At 66.6% G+C, this 16696-nt stretch carries 14 protein-coding genes, 4 tRNA genes and 1 pseudogene; 8 read left to right on the top strand and 11 right to left on the bottom strand.

Annotated elements, in window-relative coordinates:
• Nucleotides 1-114 precede the first annotated feature (114 nt).
• The gene (locus B1964_RS04740) at nucleotides 115-942 is read left to right on the top strand and encodes an ATP-binding cassette domain-containing protein (RefSeq protein ID WP_079929045.1); all 828 of its coding nucleotides are present in this window, start codon (nucleotides 115-117) and stop codon (nucleotides 940-942) included.
• A gap of 94 nt (nucleotides 943-1036) precedes the next feature.
• Here B1964_RS04740 and B1964_RS04735 read toward each other — a convergent pair whose 3' ends face one another.
• On the bottom strand, nucleotides 1037-2050 hold the full coding sequence (locus B1964_RS04735; RefSeq protein ID WP_079929044.1) for an NADP-dependent oxidoreductase: 1014 nt from the start codon (nucleotides 2048-2050) through the stop codon (nucleotides 1037-1039).
• Between the two features lie 64 nt (nucleotides 2051-2114).
• The gene (locus tag B1964_RS04730) at nucleotides 2115-2498 is read right to left on the bottom strand and encodes a DUF1304 domain-containing protein (RefSeq protein WP_079929043.1); all 384 of its coding nucleotides are present in this window, start codon (nucleotides 2496-2498) and stop codon (nucleotides 2115-2117) included.
• Nucleotides 2499-2591: 93 nt separating this feature from the next.
• Between B1964_RS04730 and B1964_RS04725 the strand changes: the two genes are divergently transcribed.
• Nucleotides 2592-3200, top strand: coding sequence for a helix-turn-helix domain-containing protein (locus B1964_RS04725; RefSeq protein ID WP_014361291.1), 609 nt, complete (start codon nucleotides 2592-2594; stop codon nucleotides 3198-3200).
• Here B1964_RS04725 and B1964_RS04720 read toward each other — a convergent pair.
• The 3 genes and pseudogenes from B1964_RS04720 to B1964_RS04710 all read right to left on the bottom strand — a co-directional run bounded on the left by B1964_RS04720 (nucleotide 3194) and on the right by B1964_RS04710 (nucleotide 6887).
• A pseudogene (locus B1964_RS04720) lies at nucleotides 3194-4005 on the bottom strand (mycofactocin-coupled SDR family oxidoreductase). The gene B1964_RS04725 and the pseudogene B1964_RS04720 sit on opposite strands and share 7 nt — an antisense overlap.
• 25 nt (nucleotides 4006-4030) lie before the next feature.
• Entirely contained in the window at nucleotides 4031-4621 is a 591-nt protein-coding gene (locus tag B1964_RS04715; RefSeq protein ID WP_014361293.1) for a TetR family transcriptional regulator, read from the bottom strand.
• Nucleotides 4622-4658: 37 nt separating this feature from the next.
• On the bottom strand, nucleotides 4659-6887 hold the full coding sequence (locus tag B1964_RS04710) for an MMPL family transporter (protein WP_079929042.1): 2229 nt from the start codon (nucleotides 6885-6887) through the stop codon (nucleotides 4659-4661).
• Nucleotides 6888-7060: 173 nt separating this feature from the next.
• Between B1964_RS04710 and B1964_RS04705 the strand changes: the two genes are divergently transcribed.
• Complete coding sequence (locus tag B1964_RS04705; protein WP_079929041.1) at nucleotides 7061-7699, top strand: alpha-ketoglutarate-dependent dioxygenase AlkB; 639 nt, start codon at nucleotides 7061-7063, stop codon at nucleotides 7697-7699.
• A gap of 12 nt (nucleotides 7700-7711) precedes the next feature.
• Here the strand turns inward: B1964_RS04705 and B1964_RS04700 are convergent, their stop codons facing one another.
• The 5 genes from B1964_RS04700 to B1964_RS04680 form a co-directional block, all read right to left on the bottom strand.
• Nucleotides 7712-8587, bottom strand: coding sequence for an oxidoreductase (locus B1964_RS04700; RefSeq protein WP_014361296.1), 876 nt, complete (start codon nucleotides 8585-8587; stop codon nucleotides 7712-7714).
• A 119-nt stretch (nucleotides 8588-8706) separates the two neighbouring features.
• Nucleotides 8707-10347, bottom strand: a complete 1641-nt coding sequence (locus B1964_RS04695; protein WP_006367741.1) for an adenylate/guanylate cyclase domain-containing protein — start codon at nucleotides 10345-10347, stop codon at nucleotides 8707-8709.
• A gap of 205 nt (nucleotides 10348-10552) precedes the next feature.
• Entirely contained in the window at nucleotides 10553-11881 is a 1329-nt protein-coding gene (locus B1964_RS04690) for a hypothetical protein (protein ID WP_079929040.1), read from the bottom strand.
• Nucleotides 11878-13296 carry a lipase family protein gene (locus B1964_RS04685; protein ID WP_253193885.1) on the bottom strand — a complete coding sequence of 473 codons (1419 nt, stop codon included), beginning with the start codon at nucleotides 13294-13296 and terminating at the stop codon, nucleotides 11878-11880. Before B1964_RS04685 ends, B1964_RS04690 begins: the two co-directional genes overlap by 4 nt.
• A gap of 219 nt (nucleotides 13297-13515) precedes the next feature.
• Nucleotides 13516-13932: a MerR family transcriptional regulator gene (locus B1964_RS04680; protein ID WP_079929038.1), complete on the bottom strand. Its 417-nt coding sequence runs from the start codon at nucleotides 13930-13932 to the stop codon at nucleotides 13516-13518.
• 51 nt (nucleotides 13933-13983) lie between these two features.
• On the opposite strand from B1964_RS04680, the gene B1964_RS04675 reads away from it, so the two are divergent.
• Nucleotides 13984-14976 carry an oxidoreductase gene (locus B1964_RS04675; protein ID WP_079929037.1) on the top strand — a complete coding sequence of 331 codons (993 nt, stop codon included), beginning with the start codon at nucleotides 13984-13986 and terminating at the stop codon, nucleotides 14974-14976.
• Between the two features lie 15 nt (nucleotides 14977-14991).
• Here B1964_RS04675 and B1964_RS04670 read toward each other — a convergent pair.
• A tRNA-Lys gene (locus tag B1964_RS04670) sits at nucleotides 14992-15064 on the bottom strand.
• Between the two features lie 180 nt (nucleotides 15065-15244).
• Here B1964_RS04670 and B1964_RS04665 point away from each other — a divergent pair.
• The 4 genes from B1964_RS04665 (at nucleotide 15245) to B1964_RS04650 (ending at nucleotide 16538) form a co-directional block, all read left to right on the top strand.
• Nucleotides 15245-15317, top strand: a tRNA-Glu gene (locus B1964_RS04665).
• 34 nt (nucleotides 15318-15351) lie between these two features.
• Nucleotides 15352-15428: transfer RNA gene (locus B1964_RS04660), tRNA-Asp, on the top strand.
• 29 nt (nucleotides 15429-15457) lie between these two features.
• A tRNA-Phe gene (locus tag B1964_RS04655) sits at nucleotides 15458-15531 on the top strand.
• A gap of 200 nt (nucleotides 15532-15731) precedes the next feature.
• Complete coding sequence (locus B1964_RS04650) at nucleotides 15732-16538, top strand: hypothetical protein (protein WP_079929036.1); 807 nt, start codon at nucleotides 15732-15734, stop codon at nucleotides 16536-16538.
• Nucleotides 16539-16696 lie beyond the last annotated feature (158 nt).

Below are 16696 nucleotides of genomic sequence, written 5' to 3'. Positions count from 1 at the left end.
GTTCCGCAGCGGCCTGGCTCTGGCCGGGGTCAACGTGCAGTATCAGACGCTCGCGGTCGGAATCCTGGTGATCGCCGCGGTCGCCATCGATCGCTGGATTCGAGGGGTGAGCGCATGAGCGCCCAGACCGTGGAACCGACCGAGCTGGGCCGACTCTCGGCGACCGGGCAGGCACCGGTGTTGCAGGCCCGCGGGCTGGTCAAGACCTTCGGGCGCGTGGTCGGCCTCGACGGCGTCGACCTCGAACTCTATCCGGGCGAGGTGCTCGCGATCATCGGCGACAACGGAGCGGGCAAGTCGACGCTCATCAAGGCGCTGACCGGAGCGTTGATTCCCGATGCCGGCGAGATCTACCTCGACGGGCAGCGTGTGCACTTCCGCATCCCGCAGGACGCCCGCGACGCGGGGATCGAGACGGTGTACCAGAATCTCGCTGTCGCACCGGCATTGGACATCGCGAGCAACATGTACCTCGGCCGCGAACAACGCCGCGCCGGGATACTGGGGTCGGTGTTGCGGATGCTCGACAAGCGGGGCATGCGTGAGCAGGCGCGCGATAAGATCAGCGGCCTGGGGATCGCCACCGTGCAGAACATGTCCCAGTCGGTCGAGACCCTGTCCGGTGGCCAGCGTCAGGCGGTGGCCGTGGCCCGCGCCGCGGCGTTCGCAACGCGATTGGTGGTGCTCGACGAACCGACGGCGGCGCTCGGGGTCAAGGAGACCGGGCAGGTGCTGCGGGTGATCGAGGAGTTGCGGGCGACCGGTCTGCCGGTGATCCTGATCAGCCACAACATGGCCGACGTCTTCGAGGTCGCCGACCGCATTCACATTGCGCGACTGGGGCGTCGGGCGACCGTCGTGACCCCGAAGACGCACACCGCCGCCGAGGCGGTGGCGATCATGACCGGCGCGGTGCCGCCACCGCCCCGTTCGGACGTCTGAGGTACCTACGCCCCGGACTCCGAGGCCCCCAGACACCGCTCGGCTCAGTGCCACGCCCCGACCCCGCTGAGCCGAGCGGTTTCCACCTCTGGGATCAGATGCGCACCAACATCTTTCCGACATTCTCCCCGCGCATCATGCCGAGGAAGGCATCCACCGCCTGGTCGATACCGTCCACGACGGTCTCGTCGTGGACGATTTTCCCATCGGCCAGCCACGCCGCCATCTTCTCGTTGAACTCGCGTGCGAGGCCCATGTAGGAGGGCAGAGTGAAGCCGCGCAGGGTCAGTCCCCGGGTGATGATGTTGCTCATGTTGCGCGGCCCGGGCTGTGCCTGCGTCTCGTTGTAGGAGGAGATGGCCCCGCACAGCGCGGCGCGGCCGCCGTTGTTGAAGACGTCGAGCGCAGCCTCGAGATGATCGCCGCCGACGTTGTCGAAGTAGACGTCGATTCCGTCTGTTGCCAGCTCCCGCAACTGCTTTCGCACCGGTGCCGCCTTGTAGTCGAGGGCGGCGTCGAAGCCGTACCGGGAGGTGAGAAGATCCACTTTGGCCGGCCCGCCCGCCGAACCGATGACCGAGGTGGCACCGAGCAGACGTGCGATCTGCCCGGCCACACTTCCGACGGCGCCCGCGGCTCCCGAGATGAAGACTATGTCACCGTCTTTCAGCCCGGCGATCGCGGTGAGTCCCACGTAGGCCGTCATCCCGGTGAGGCCGAGGACGCCGAGGTACACCGATGTCGATGTGCCGGTGGGCGGTTCGGGCACCGCGGTGAACTCGGCGGCCGGCGCCTGGGCGACGTCACGCCAACCGAGCTGATGCAGCACGAGGGTGCCGACGGGCAGATCGTCGGCCTTTGACGCGACGACCCGGCCGACCGCACCGCCGGTCATGGTCTCCCCCAGGGCGAATGGTGGGACGTAGCTGCGGGTGTCGATCATCCGCCCGCGCATGTACGGGTCGACGGAGACGAACTCGTTGGCGACGCGGACCTCCCCCGGAGCGAGGTCGGCAAGGTCCACGGCGACCGTGCGGAAGTCATCGGGGGTGGGCCAGCCCACCGGCCGGTTCACGAGTTGGATCTGGGTGCTGGTCGAGGTGGTCATCGAATTCTCCTTGAAGGTGTGGATGTCGGGGTGTGTATGTCGGGGTGTGGAGTCCGAACGAGGCTCACAGCGCGAGTGTCACGCCGAGCAGCACGAGGGCGATCAGGGGAAACGCGAGCTGGGTGAGGGCGGCGCGGGCCTTGTCGGGCGAGGAGACGAGCAGCACCAGCCCCGCGGCCAGCATCGAGCCGGCACCGGCGCCGATCAGTGCAGCGCCGACAGCATGGTCGGCGAACCAGCAGGCCACGCCGATGACGACGATGATCGCCAGGAAGAGGTTGTAGAACCCCTGGTTGAACGCCATCTCGCGGGTGGCCTGCGCCTCCTGCGCGCTGGTGCCGAAAGTCGCGCGGGTGCGCGGGTGGGTCCAGAGAAGGGATTCGAGCACGAAGATGTAGACGTGCAACGCCGCGGCCAGGGCTGCGACGACGATCATGGCGACGGCCATCGGGTACTCCTCCACAATTGTGCACTGTTCGTTCCAGAACTATACTAGAATGATCGTTGCACAATTTGTCAACCCTCGATCACCGGAGTTCACATGGGACGCCCCGCCGGATACGACCCCCAGCAGCTGATCCGCCAGGCACGCGATCTGTTCTGGCGGCGCGGCTTCGACGCCGTCTCGGTCGCCGACGTCGAACAGGCCACCGGTGTGGGCCGATCGAGTATCTACCACGCCCACGGCAACATGCGGGGCCTCTTCGATGCCGCCGTCGAGGACTACCTCGACACCGTGGTCCGTCCGCGCCTGCAGCCGCTCACCACCGACCCGGTGGCACCCGAGGCGATCCTGGACTTCCTGACCGCACTGAGCGCCGCGATCGGCACACTGGCGTCGAATCCCGATGCACCGCAAGGCTGTCTACTGCTGGTCAGCGCCGCGGCTCCGATCGGCTCGGATACCGCGGTGCACGAGGTGATCGCCGGTTATCACCGCGAGCTCACCGACGCGATCGGCCACGGGGTCGACGCCCTGCTCCCCCGGGCCAACGCGAGGGTGCGGCGGCAACTGACCCGGCTCACCGTCGCCGCCGACATCGCCGCGTTGTCGTTGAGCCGGATCGATCCCGACGCCGCGCGGGCGACCCTCGACGCCGCCGCCGAGGCGCTGCGGGCGCAGGCGCGCAGCGAGCGCACAGCTCAGTAGTGCTGCGCACCACCGTCGATCGAGATGTGCTCGGCGGTGATGAACGCCGACTCGTCGGACGCGAGGAAGGCGACCACGTTGGCGATCTCGTCGGCCTCGGCGACGTACTGGTTGAGAAACACCATGCCCATCCCGGCGAGCCGCGGGTTGGCCTCATTGGTCTGTTCGATGCGTTCGCGCATGCTGCCCGACCCCATCGGGGTGTTCACCGCACCGGGGTGCACGGAGTTCACACGGATGTTGTGGGCGCCGAGCTCGGCGGCGAGACCACGGGTCATCCCGACCAGGGCGTGCTTACCGGTGGTGTAGTGGATCATGAAGGGCTGCGCCTTCTTCCCCGCATACGAGCTGGTGATGATCACCGATCCACCGCCACGCGCGATCAGCGGATCCACGGTGGCCCGGACCGTGTTCCAGACCCCGATCACGTTGATGTCGATGGTGTCGCGGAGCTCTCCGCGGTGATCTCGTCGTAGGTCTGGGGAATACAGATCCCGGCATTGGCCACCACGATGTCGAGGCCGCCGAACCTCTCGACGCCGGCCGCGACCGCCGCGGTCAGCCCATCGGCGTCACGCACATCACATTGGGTGAGAACGGCTGTGCCGCCCTGTTCCTCGACAAGTCGCGCGGTCTCGGCGAGGTCGTCGGGGGTCGCGGAATAGTAGGGCACGCCGGGCAGCGGTCCCGCGAGGTCGACGCCGATGATCCCGGCGCCCTCACGTGCCAGGCGCACGGCGTGGGCGCGGCCCTGTCCGCGCGCCACACCGGTGATGAAGGCGACCTTGCCCTCGAGTCGTGTCATGTCGTTCTCTCCTTCTCCCGGGCCGTCACATCGGCAGCCCTTGCTCCATCAGATCGATCGCCTCGAGCAGAGAGGCGAGCACGCGATCGTCGCGCGGATCGTCGACCTGCTCGGCGATGTGGAACATCACCCCGGCGGTCGCCGCAATGAAGACGTGCAGATGCGTGTCGTCCTGCGGCACACCGAGATAGTCGGCGAAGTACTCGCGGGCACGGATGATCGCGGCGTCGGCCTCGATCTGATTGGCCATCCGCAGGGCCGGCTCGGACTGGATCAGGCGCATCCGCTCCGCACTCGACGCCCACGGATCGGCGGTCGCGATGCGGTACTGCGCACGGACCATCGTGCGCAGCAGATCGAAATGCCCGAGACCCGGCGGGATCTCGTTCATCGCCGCGACGCGCGCGTCCTCGAGATCGTCGCCGATGACCACCTGCTCCTTGGACGCGAAGTACCGGAAGAAGGTGGTGTGGGAGACCTCCGCCTCGCGTGCGATCTGCTCGACGGTGGTCTGCGCGTAGCCATGTCGGGCGAACAGCCGCATCGCGGCCTCCCGGATGGCCGACCGGGTGCGCACCTTGTTCTGTTCACGCAGCCCGGCCGGACGATGCGACACACCCGTCATCGAGCTTTTTTCATTGTGGGATGCACCGTCAGCTCGGCGCCGACGCGACGACGGCTTCCTTCTCGCCCGACAGTCCGCGGTCACGGACCGCACCGCCCTCGATGTCGAAATCGAAGACCAGCTTGTCGAGCCAGCGCGGCAGCCCCCACGCCCGATCACCCAGCATCGCGATCACCGCGGGCACCACCGTCATGCGAATGATGAAGGCGTCGAAGAAGACCGCGATGGCCAGGGCGAATCCGAGCATCTTGGACGTGGTGTCGGGCGCGAGCATGAACGAGGCGAAGACGCTGATCATGATGACCGCGGCCGAACTCACCACGCGCGCACCGTGCCGGTAGCCGGCGATGATGGCGTCCTTGGCACTCATGCCGTGGATGTACTCCTCGCGCATTCGGGTCACCAGGAAAACTTGATAATCCATTGCGAGACCGAAGACCACGCCGATCAGGAAGATCGGCAGGAACGACAGGGTGGGCCGGGTGTCGGTGATGATCCCGAGGTACCCCTCCTGGAAGATCGCCACGGTCACACCGAAGGTCGCGAGCACCGAGAAGATGAAGCCGATCGTCCCGACCAACGGAACCCAGATCGAACGGAAGACGCCGATCATGATGAGGAACGCGAGTCCGACCACGACCACCAGATACGGGATGAGTGCCTTGTCGAGCTTCGCCGACAGGTCCGACATGATCGCGGTCTGACCGCCGACGTGCATCTCGACGCCGCCCTTGGTGATGGTCGGACCCCAGTCGCGGATCTTCTCCATCAGGTCGTGGGTGGCCTGTGCCGACGGCGCGCTCTCCGGGGTCACCATGATCAGTGCGGTCGAGGCGCCGGTGTTCGGGTTCGCCCCGGTGCCGTTGCCGGTCCAGATCAGCGTCGCGGGGTTGGCGACGTCGGACAAGGTCTTGATGTGTGCGACGGCCTGCTCGGCGGCCGGTGCGACGTTGCCGTCGGCGTCGTGCACGATCACCAACAGCTGGCCGTTGACTCCCTCGCCGAATCCCTTCTGCAGCAACGCCGATGCGCGTGCCTCGTCGGAGTTGGACAGGTCCATGCCGAGTTCCAGCTTGCCGACCGGGATCGCGGCCAGGACGAGGATCGCCAGGCCGACGATGATGAACGGCAGCGGCCGTTTGACCACCGTCCGACCGAAGCGAACGCCGTTGGTGTCGGCGGTCTCGGACTTCTCGGCGTGACGGATGCCGGGGATACGCGGGGGGAAGACGAAGCGGCCGACCGCCCCGAGCAACGCCGGGATCAGGGTGAGCGCCGCGATCACCGCGATGACCACGGCCACTGCCGCGCCCGCGCCCATCTGGGTGATCAGCGGGATACCCACGACGGTCAGCGCCACCACCGCGATGACCACCGTCAGGCCCGCGAAGACCACCGCGGTTCCGGCGGTGCCGACCGCGCGACCGGCGGCGTCGGCGCGACTACCGCCACGTTTCACCTCGCTGCGATAGCGCGACACGATGAACAGCGCGTAGTCGATCGACACGGCGATACCGAGCATCGTGACGATGCCCGTCGCGGTCTGGTTCACCGTCATGAACTTGGCGCTCAGGGTCACCAGCATCATCGTCAGCGCGACACCGACTATGCCGGTGACCAGCGGGATGAAGGCCGCGATCAGCGCACCGAACGCGACGATCATCACCACGAACGCGACCGCGAAACCGATCAACTCGGCCTTGCCGCCCTGTTCCATGACCTGGACGAGCGAACCGGTGGCCTCGACCTGTAGTCCGTCGCCGCGGTGTTTGGCGAGAACGTCGAGGAGTTGCTGTTTCTGATCGACCGACAGGTCCTGCACATTCGTGGTGACCCCGACGCTGATCAGACCGACATGGCCGTTGTCGCCGAGGACCTTCGCGGCCACCGCCGGTTGCGCCTTGGCGGCGACGAGCGGGCTGACGACGTTCTTGGCGTCGGCGACGTCGGGCAGCTTCTGCAGATCGGCGGCCAGCGCGTTGAGCTGGTCGGCGTGCGCCTCGAGTCCGTTGTCGGCGTACACCACCACCGTCGCCGAACCACGGGACTGCTGCTCCATGACCTTCGGGAAGTACTGCTGCAACTGGCTGGTCGCGGTACCCGAGTCGGTGCCGGGCAGATCGAAGTCCTGCGCGAACTTGGGTTTGAGCGCGCCGACGAGGCCGGCCACGACGACGAGGGCGAGCAGCCAGGTCGCGATCACCCACCATTTGTGCCGAAACGAGAACCGGCCGAGCCGGAAGAGCAGTGAGGCCATGGCAATCCCCTGGACGTCGATGCGGACGGGTCGTCGATACAGCGGCGCGTCACCCAAAAGTGTGAGTGACTAACACTTGATACTGTGTACTCCGCTTTTCCGTGCTGCGCCACCAGCCTGCGCCGTGTTCCGGAACACTAGAACATGCATTCGATGCGCGCTAGTGTGGGCTCATGACCGTCGGCATGCAGGGTTCGCTCTTCGACCTCACGGGGACCGCCGGAGCCGCGCCGAGCCTCGGCGCGCTGGGGACCTCGGTGACCCGCCGCGAATTGTCCGACGGCGCCTGGGTCGATCTGCGGCCGGGTTGGATCGCCGATTCCCCCGCCCTCTTCGACGCCCTGTACGACGGTGCGGCCTGGCGTGCGGAGCGACGGCGCATGTACGACCGTGTCGTCGACGTCCCGCGACTGATCGCCACCTATCAGGCACACCATCGACTGCCCGATCCCCTTCTGGCGCAAGCACGTTCGGATTTGAGTGCGCACTACCGCGAGGAATTGCCCGAGGGCTTCGCCACGGCGGGCCTGTGTCTGTATCGCGACGGTTCCGACTCGGTGGCCTGGCACGGCGACCGATTCGGTCGCGGCGCCACCCACGACACCATGGTGGCGATCCTGTCACTCGGAGCTCCGCGACCGCTGGCGTTGCGCCCCAGGGGCGGTGGTCCGTCGCTGCGGTTCGTCCTGGGCTCGGGCGACCTACTCGTGATGGGTGGCAGTTGTCAGCGGACGTGGGAACACGCCGTGCCGAAATGCCCCGGCGTCGGAGCCCGCATCAGTGTGCAATTCCGTCCGCCGGGTGTGTGGTGAGGCTCGCCGACCCTAGATCGGGTAGGAGACGCCGGTGAGCTTCTCCGACTCCGCCCACAGTCCGTCACGGATCGCTCGGTCGTTGGCGCGGCCGCTGAAGGCCGAGACCCCGGGCGCGCCGCGCATGCCGAAGAAGTGACTCGGCCCGTAGAAGGTGCCGTTGACGACGTCCGGTGCGGTCGCGGCGTACAGCGTGGGCAGCGCGCCGTCGGCGGCCGATTGCGCGAACAGGTTGCCGATCTTCATCGCCGAATCCATCAGCGACTCGGTGTGGCCCTGCAGTTCGGTGGCCGCGTACCCGGGGTGGGCGATCAGCGAGAGCCGACCGTCGCCGTCCGCGGCGTCGAAGCGGTCGGCGAGGTCCATGCCGAACATCAGGTTGGCCATCTTCGAGTCACCGTAGGCCCGCCAGCGCCGGTAGCGGCGGTTGCGCCAATCGAGGTCGGCGAGATCGATGCGGCCGAGTTGGTGCAACCCCGACGACAACGTCACCACGCGGTCACCGATCTTGGGCAGGAGCAGACCGGTGAGCGCGAAGTGGCCCAGATGGTTGGTGCCCATCTGCATCTCGAAGCCGTCGGCGGTGCGCCGCAACGGCAGCGCCATCACGCCGGCGTTGTTGATGAGGACGTCGATGCTGCCGACCCCGTCGGCGAAGGCCCGGACCGACGCGAGGTCCGCGAGGTCGAGCGCGGCCACCCGCGCCCGGTCGCCGAGGCCGCGGGCCACGTCGTCGGCCTTGGCGGTGTTGCGGCAGGCCATGATGACCTCCGCGCCCGCACCGACCAGCGCCTTGGTGGTCTCGGCACCGAGTCCGGAGTTGGCCCCGGTCACGATGAAGGTCCGGCCCGTTTGATCCGGGATGTCGTGCGTCGACCAACCACTCATGGAATGCCCCTTTGTCGCTGCGGTGTGCTCCCTCTCACCCTGCCACGACATCGCCGAGATGCGGAGGAGAGCGGGCCGAGAGGCGGAGAAGAGCGGTGTGTCACCGCGGGCGTTTGCCGCTACCGCAGGCGCATCAGTCCGGCCGACCCCAGCCATTTCACCGGGCGCAACAGTCCGGAGATCACGTCGCCCACCGTGGGGGCGCTCTCGGGAACGAGATCGATTGGGCCGTAGATCTCGGTGGCCTCGGTGCGTCCGCGCACGACGCGTTTACCCAGCATCGTCCAGTGTTGCGCCTCGGCGTCGTCGGCGCCGGCGATGGCCGCCCCGCTCCCGAGCACCGGCACCCGACTGGTCTTGGCCATCTCCGACAGGCGTGCGCATTCGTTGACCGGGTCGCCGATCACCGTGTACTCGTATCGCCGTTCGGCGCCGATGTTCCCGGCGAAGGCGGTGCCGAAGGAGACCCCGATCCCCCAGCGGACGTCGAGGGCCTCGCTCAGGCCGCGCGCGAGGTCCCGGGCCGCGGCCAACGCCGCACCGGCGGGATCGTCGATCGCCACCGGCGCCCCGAACACCGCGAGCGCGGCATCGCCCTCGAATTTGTTCACGAATCCCCGGTGGTCGTCGACGACCTGCGCGACGATCTCGAAGAATTCGTTGAGCAGCGCCGCGGTGTCCTGTGGGCGGCGTTCCTGCGCGATGGTGGTGGAGCCGACGATGTCGACGAGCAACACCCCGACCTCGGCGTTGGTGCCGTGCAGACCCATCCCTCTCTCGATTGCGAGTTCGGCGACGGTGTCGCCGACGTGGCGGGCGAACAGTTCCCGCATGCGTTCGCGCTCGTCGAGGCCGGTGACCATCTCGTTGAATCCCTGCTGCAGCACCCCTAGTTCGGAGGAGTCGTACACGTCGACGTGGGCGTCGAGGTCGCCGGCATGGACCTTCTCCACCGCGTCGCGTAGTTCGGTGAGCGGATCGATCAGGGACTGGCCGACGAGGACGATGATGCGGGCGCCGGCAGCGAGTCCGACGAGCGCGAGAACCACACTCGCCCAGTCGATGTCGGCGGCCACCGGCGGAAGCATGTGCAGTCTGCGCCCGACGTTGAGGATGATCAGACCGACCATCGGCACAGCCGAACTGACCGCCCACACCGCGAACATCCGGCCCCGCACTCCGTGCACGACGCGCGAGGTCGGGTCGGAGGCGAGCGCCACCATCATCAGTGGCCGAGAAGCGCGTTCGGCGAACAGATACGTCAGACACGCGCTCGACATGCCGGCCAGCGCGAACGCCACCGCCACGCCGAACACCGTTTCGACGGTGAGGGTTTCGGCGGACATGGCGATGTAGCTGAGCACCGACGCCGCCCACGCGATCGACGTGCTGAGCACCTGGAATGCCGGAATTCGTTGCACCGCAACACGACGCGCATGATCAGCGGGGTCGCCGGAGATGAACCAGCGGAATTGCGGGCGCAGCGTGAGAACCCCGAGGACCAGATTGACGACGATGCACACCACGATGGCGGTGACGATGCCGGGAAAGTTGGGCGCGCGCAGGGTCTCGTCGACCGTCAGCAGTCCCCCGTTGTACGACAGCTGCACCAGGAGGAAGGTCTCGAACCCGATGAGCGCGTTGCTGCCGACGATGGCGGTCGAGGAAATGGCGAGGGCGCGTGTCGCCAACCGGCGACGCCCGGCGGTACCGAGTTGCGCCCATTCGGTCGCCCCCGGCTCACCGACCGCACCCCACACGAGGAGGGCGTAACGCCGCCGCGCCCGGCTCCATCGGGTCGCGGTGCTTCGGCGTGGGTGCCGGCCTTGCGCCGATGACGCTCCCACCCCGGAACTCGGTGATGAGGTCATGGGCCTTCCCTGAAGTCGATGTCACCTCAGAGATTACCCAATGGCGTGGGTCACATCCGTGTGGTCGGCGCCATCGGCCGGGCTTGGACGCGGCTCAGTGGACGGTCACCACTGTGCGCGCCGCCGCATCGGAAAAGATCTTGTAGATGTTGAAGATCGGCCGGTGGCTTTCGAATTGGGTGTCGTACGGGACACGCATCGTCGCGACGAGGTCGGCGAAACGGTGGTCCACCAGGTCGCGATAGCGCGGCAGCAGTTCGGTGGTCACGTAGCGCCAGCGCTGATCGAACACCGACCAGTCCCAGTTCGCGATCGGTGTCGTGATGGTCAGCGTCGTCCCGTTGGCGAGGCGGGTTGTGTGGACGAACGGAATGAAGTCGCGCAGCGCGGGTACGCCGGCCACCGACGGAGACCCGACCAGGGTCATCGCGTAGGTCAGTGCAGCGCCGACCCCGTCGGCCTTGCGGTAGTTGCGTACGTCGTCGAATTGCCAACCGACGACGTCGAACTGCTCACGATGCAGCAGGGTCGCATTGCCCGCGGCCACCCGTTCGGGATCCCCGGAGGCGATGCCCTGCCACGCGGTGGCGACGGCGTCGTCGATGATCCCGGCTCGGCGGAATTCGTCGATGCCACGCAGTCCGTCGCGGACGAAGGCGACGTGCTGGGGCATGAGGTCGGTGAAGATGGCCTTCTGCATCACCAGCACCCGCTCGGCGAACCAGGTCAGGTCGGCGGGGGTGATCTTGTCGGCGTGATAAGCCAAGGTCTGTAAACCCTTGGGGAACACACCGATCAACCCCGGGCCGGCGACCGAGGTCGCCGTCTCGATGATCCGCGCGGCGAGCGGTTGCAGTCCACGGATCGCATAGATGTCACCGGCGAGCACGACATCGGCGATACCGCCGCCGAAGTCGGCACCGACCAGTCCGGCCATACCGGCCCATTGCAGGTTCCGATGGGCGATCTGGAAGTTCTCGTAGTAGCGATAGGACTTGATCATGTCGGCGCGAGTGGCCGCGAATCCCTTGGCGGGATCCCAACCGGTCAAGTCGATTCCGGCCTCAGTGGTCGCCTGCACCAAGCGATACTGGAACAGCAGAGCCGCATAGCGGTGGGCATCGAGACCGGACGCACGGGCCTCGGCGACCAACTCGGCGAGCCTGCCGAGATCGGTGGGCAGCGCGCGGTTGACGCCTCCGCCGTAATGGTCGGCGTACCGATTGGTCAGTGGCAGATCGAGATACGGGTCGAGATCTGCGGCGCGGGCGGGCCCGGCCACCACTGCGGAACCGACCAGCGCGCAGGCCAGTGCGAGGAGCAGGATCAGCCGACGCAGCGGGAATCCGGCCCTCTGCGGGTGCCCGACCTTTTGCATGCAGTCGATCTCCGTGGGTTCGGCGTTCGTGGGTTCGGCGTTCATGAGTTCAATTCCGTGGCCAGCCAGTCGACGGTGTGCATGCCGAACAGCTCGGTACCCCACTTGTAGATGTTGGTGACGAAAACGTCCATGCCGCAGTACATCCCGTAGTACTGGGCGTCGGCGCCCTGCTGCACGTAGCGGGTCACCAGGTTCTTGGAGTCGGCGGCGGGGATCAGGGACATGAACGAGTTGTCGGCGTTGCAGGCCGAGACCAGCACCTTGCCGCGCGGGCGATCCCCGTGGCCGAGGGTGTTGTCGCGGTAGACATGTGCGAACTCGGGGATGTCGGCGGGGGCTTGCCCGCTGGTGAACAGGGTCTTCAGCGGGACCAGCGGCGGCATACCGAAATACGCCATCTGACAGGACTTCCGGTAGACATCGGCGAGTGCGCGGCCGGCCGGGTTCAGTTTCGCGTCCAACGCCATCTCGGGGTACTGAGCCTCCAGTCCGAGCAGCGTGGCGAAGACGAATCCGGTCCCGAGCCGACCGTCGGCGAATCTGATGAAGTTCTTCTGTTCGACCGCCATACCCTCGAGCATCGTTGCCTTGAGATTGATCTCGGGTGCGTAGCGCGCGACGTTCTCGGCGGCGAATCCGGCGCCGACCCCGCCCCCGGCGACGCCGAAGATCCCCACCGGATTGCGCGGATTCAGCGCGGCCGGGCCGACCCGATATGCCGCACGGACACCGTCGAGTAACGCGTGGCCTGCGAACTTTCCGGCGAAGACGCCGTGCGGTGACGGATCGGCGTCGTTGCCGATATCGGAGATCACCACGGCGAGTCCGCGCTGAAACATCAGTGCCAGCGGCCCGAGCGCCGACCACGCCGACGCCTCGCCGAGCGCGCCACCGCTCCACTGGGTCGACGGATGGCATTTCGCACCGACCGAATCGTTGGCCTCCTGGTAGGCGACCACCGAACGCGAACCGTTGGGCTTGCCGTCCTCGGGGATCATGACGACGCCGGTCGAGATCACCTTGCGCCCACGAACGTTCTCGGTGACGTACATGATCTTGTAGGCGGCCACGTGCGCAGGCTTGACCCCGGCGAACAACACGTCGAAACGCTTGGCCTTCAACAGGGTTCCGGGCTTGACGTCCTGCGAGATCGACGGCTCGACGTAGAAGGGATCGTCGGCGGCCAGACCTTCGAAGTCTTCCTGCCCGGTCGCGAGGCGTCCGTCGCGGAAGGTGCCGAGCACATAGCCGCCGAAGATCGTCCCGAGTCCCGGCGGGGTCAGCGGCACCGCACCCGAGTAGGTCGGCGGCTCGTCGGCCGCGGCAACACCCGGGATCTGGAACCACACCACGAGCACGAGGACCACGAGACCGACGATTCCGCCTGCTCTTCCCCTACTGGCACTTCTCGACACCCCGGCACGTGACCGCATGCGGGCCCACCCCTTCTCGCTCACCGAATCCCCGCGTCGCCGCGGGTGTGACCCGCCGCCAAAGCGGTGGCGCGAACTTACCTGAGAGTAATCTGAGGCGCAATCCGCGTCGGCTTGTCGATTCGCAGCAAATAGCCAGTTCAGGGTGATTTGTTGTCAGATTTGCCCATACTCGGAGGCTTCGAACGTGATGAGACGCACACTTGTATTCGTCTCAAACGAACTCTTCTCAGACGCAGGAACTCACGTGGTGGGGTCCCAGAGACCGACTGCGTCTCCGGTGCGCAGGTGCTCCCGGTAGACGTCGGCCTTCCAGTCGATGATGTCGCGGGCATCCCGCAGGGCGCGGATCTGCCGGTCGACCCGGCGTCGCTGTCCCTCGAGAATCTCCAGCCGTTCGGCTTCGTTGCCCGAACCCTCGCGCACGAGCGCGGCAAAGCGCCGGAGATCCGCCAGGGGCATGCCGGACTCACGCAGGCGGGTGCAGATGCGTAGCCAGTCGATGTCGACCTCGCGGTAGCGGCGCCGTCCACCGGATGTTCGCTCGATCGGACCGATGAGCAGATCCTCGCGCTCGTAGAACCGCAGTGCGTGGACGCTCATGCCGACCGCGTCGGCAACCTCGCCGATCGAATATGACGCCTCCGCATCGTCGACCATCGCGCCTCCAGCCCTTGACCTAGACAGAACTCTAGCTTCTAGGTTCGGGTCATGAGCATCGTCCACCAGTACCCACTCTCGACCGAATTCGATACCGCGAGCACCACATCGGAGGTGATGTACGGCATCGATCTGCACGGACGAACCGCACTCGTCACCGGCGGCTACTCCGGGCTCGGCTTGGAGACCACCAACGCGTTGGTCGCTGCGGGCGCCCACGTCATCGTCCCGGCGCGACGGGGACGACTCGCACGCTCGATGCTCGACCACCTCCCACGCGTCACAGTCCTCGGCGACGTCGACCTCGGAGATCTGCACCGGGTTTCCCAAGTGGCAGATCACCTTCTCGCCGAACTGGACTCGATCGACCTCGTCGTCGCCTGCGCGGGCGTGATGGCGACCCGGCACCGGCCGGTCGGACCTGGGTGGGATTTTCAGTTGGCGGTCAACCACTTCGGACACTTCATGCTGCTGACCCGCCTCTACCCACTACTCGCCAGGCGTGGCGCACGGGTGGTCGCCTACTCCTCGGCAGGTCACCACCTATCCGACATCCGTTGGCACGACCTACATCTGCGCACCGGCTACGACAAGTGGATCTCGTACGGCCAAGCCAAAACAGCCAACGCACTTTTCGCTGTTGCTCTCGACGAGATCGGCCGCGGCGAGGGCGTCCGCGCCTTTGCCGTGCATCCGGGCAAGATCATCACCGGCTTGCAGCGCGAGTTGACCTCTGCCGAGCAAACGACACTGGGCTGGATCGACGCGTCCGGCAACGTCGTGGGCCACGGCTTCAAGACACCCTCCCAGGGAGCCGCCACCGGATTGTGGGCGGCTACCTCCGCCGCGCTCGACGATCGCGGCGGACTGTATCTCGAGGATTGCACGGTTGCTTCACCCGCCGAACCCGACGGCGAGATGGACGACGGAGGGGTCCAGCCCTATGCCGTCGATCCCGCTGCTGCCGAGCGGTTGTGGTCACTGACCGCGGCGATCACCGCCACCGACATCGACCCACCCCGGAAACAACAAAACCGCCCGTGACCAGGCGGTTTGCGGTGCCCCCAGTAGGGCTCGAACCTACGACCTGCGGATTAAAAGTCCGTAGCTCTACCAACTGAGCTATAGGGGCGTTACCCTCGGCGCCGAGGGCGGAAGCGAGTTTACCTCGCGCCGAACGGGTCGCGGACAGGCGGTGTCCGCTTCGCGTGTCGACGTCCAGAAAATGCCCCTGACGTGGCGATTTGTGTTTTCCGCGCGCGGTGTCCTAATCTGAGTCGGCTCCCAACGGAGCCCTCCCGAACGGAAACCGGCCCCCTTCGTCTAGCGGCCTAGGACGCCGCCCTTTCAAGGCGGTAGCGCGGGTTCGAATCCCGTAGGGGGTACGCTGTTCGCCTCGGTGAACAGATAACTGAACAAGGCCCTGTGGCGCAGTTGGTTAGCGCGCCGCCCTGTCACGGCGGAGGTCGCGGGTTCGAGTCCCGTCAGGGTCGCCAAAGGTCTCGGTGTTCGTACCGAACCTTCCGGCCAGGTAGCTCAGTTGGTACGAGCGTCCGCCTGAAAAGCGGAAGGTCGCCGGTTCGATCCCGGCCCTGGCCACCTGGAAAACCACCTCTCGAAGGTGGTTTTCTTTGTTTCCGGGTGCAGAGCGAGCATGAACTCCATGCAATCTCCGCGTGTCCGACAGTGTCCGCCACGACGAATCATGTTGTGCCGAAATCACTTTTCGTCCAAGGTTGCCGGTGGCACCCGATCGCGTCGGCAGGAAACACACAGCCAGGATCGCTACTCTGCCGCGTATGACCCGGCTGCGGTGGGCAATTCCGGCGGCGTTGCTGCCCTTCTTGTTTGTCGCCGCATGCGGTGGGGCGGCAGCCACATCCGACCCACGGCCGGTCACCACCCGATTCGTCACGTTGCCCGACAGCGACGGCGGACATCCGGTCCCCTTCACCCCGACGACCGACCACACGTATCGGCCGGGCGTCACGATCGTCGACGCGACGGCATCCGGTCCGGCGTCGCAATGCACCCTCGGCTGGCCGGTCACCTCGTCGACGGGCAGCAGCGGCGACCTGACGGCCGGGCACTGCGTAAGCGGCTTGGGCCACCCCACGTGGCTCTACACCGATTCGTCCGAAACGGGCCGCCTACCCCTCAGCCCCTACGAACTACACGAGGACGACACCATGGCCGACGGCACCATGCTCGACGCCGCGGCCGCGTTCCTACCGCCGACTGCGACTGCAGCACAATGGGTCACCACCATCGACGGTCACCCGATCGCCGGCGTCGTGACACCCCGGGAAGCGGCCACACTGCCTCGGGGAACACCGGTCTGCATGGCCGGCGCACGCGCGGGCCTGACGTGCGGGCCACTACTCGACGCCAACACGCGAAGCCTCCACTGGGGTGGGTATGCCGTTGTCGGCGACTCGGGATCAGCGGTGTTCGTCGTGAACCCCGACCAGAGCGTGTGCGCGGTGGGCATCCTGCACGATGGCCCCGCCGACCGCGACAACACGATCGCCTACGTAGAGCCCGCACTCCAGAAGTGGGATCTGACGATTCCGGTCACCGCGCCACACCGATCGTCGCCGTGCTGAAATCCATCCGAAAAAACTTTCGATAACCTCTTGCCAACCCGACAAACCCGGCATACACTCGAACACAGCACCACGCAAACACGTGTTCGCTAGCGCCGGGGGGGTGACAATTATGGTCGATACCGCGTTACCCGACGTGTCGGGGTTGTCGACCACCC

Source organism: Gordonia sp. i37 (assembly GCF_002043085.1).
GTDB lineage: Bacteria > Actinomycetota > Actinomycetes > Mycobacteriales > Mycobacteriaceae > Gordonia > Gordonia polyisoprenivorans.
The sequence above is the reverse complement of the archived record's forward strand: the minus strand, read 5'-3'. Positions and strand labels throughout refer to the sequence as shown.

What these genes read in the sequence shown, in the direction of transcription:
- B1964_RS04705 (WP_079929041.1), top strand. Translation starts at nt 7,061, where the DNA reads ATGACCGTCGGCATGCAGGGTTCGCTCTTCGACCTCACGGGGACCGCC.
- B1964_RS04710 (WP_079929042.1), bottom strand. Translation starts at nt 6,887, where the DNA reads ATGGCCTCACTGCTCTTCCGGCTCGGCCGGTTCTCGTTTCGGCACAAA.
- B1964_RS04690 (WP_079929040.1), bottom strand. Translation starts at nt 11,881, where the DNA reads ATGAACGCCGAACCCACGAACGCCGAACCCACGGAGATCGACTGCATG.
- B1964_RS04680 (WP_079929038.1), bottom strand. Translation starts at nt 13,932, where the DNA reads ATGGTCGACGATGCGGAGGCGTCATATTCGATCGGCGAGGTTGCCGAC.
- B1964_RS04740 (WP_079929045.1), top strand. Translation starts at nt 115, where the DNA reads ATGAGCGCCCAGACCGTGGAACCGACCGAGCTGGGCCGACTCTCGGCG.
- B1964_RS04730 (WP_079929043.1), bottom strand. Translation starts at nt 2,498, where the DNA reads ATGGCCGTCGCCATGATCGTCGTCGCAGCCCTGGCCGCGGCGTTGCAC.
- B1964_RS04735 (WP_079929044.1), bottom strand. Translation starts at nt 2,050, where the DNA reads ATGACCACCTCGACCAGCACCCAGATCCAACTCGTGAACCGGCCGGTG.
- B1964_RS04650 (WP_079929036.1), top strand. Translation starts at nt 15,732, where the DNA reads ATGACCCGGCTGCGGTGGGCAATTCCGGCGGCGTTGCTGCCCTTCTTG.
- B1964_RS04700 (WP_014361296.1), bottom strand. Translation starts at nt 8,587, where the DNA reads ATGAGTGGTTGGTCGACGCACGACATCCCGGATCAAACGGGCCGGACC.
- B1964_RS04675 (WP_079929037.1), top strand. Translation starts at nt 13,984, where the DNA reads ATGAGCATCGTCCACCAGTACCCACTCTCGACCGAATTCGATACCGCG.
- B1964_RS04725 (WP_014361291.1), top strand. Translation starts at nt 2,592, where the DNA reads ATGGGACGCCCCGCCGGATACGACCCCCAGCAGCTGATCCGCCAGGCA.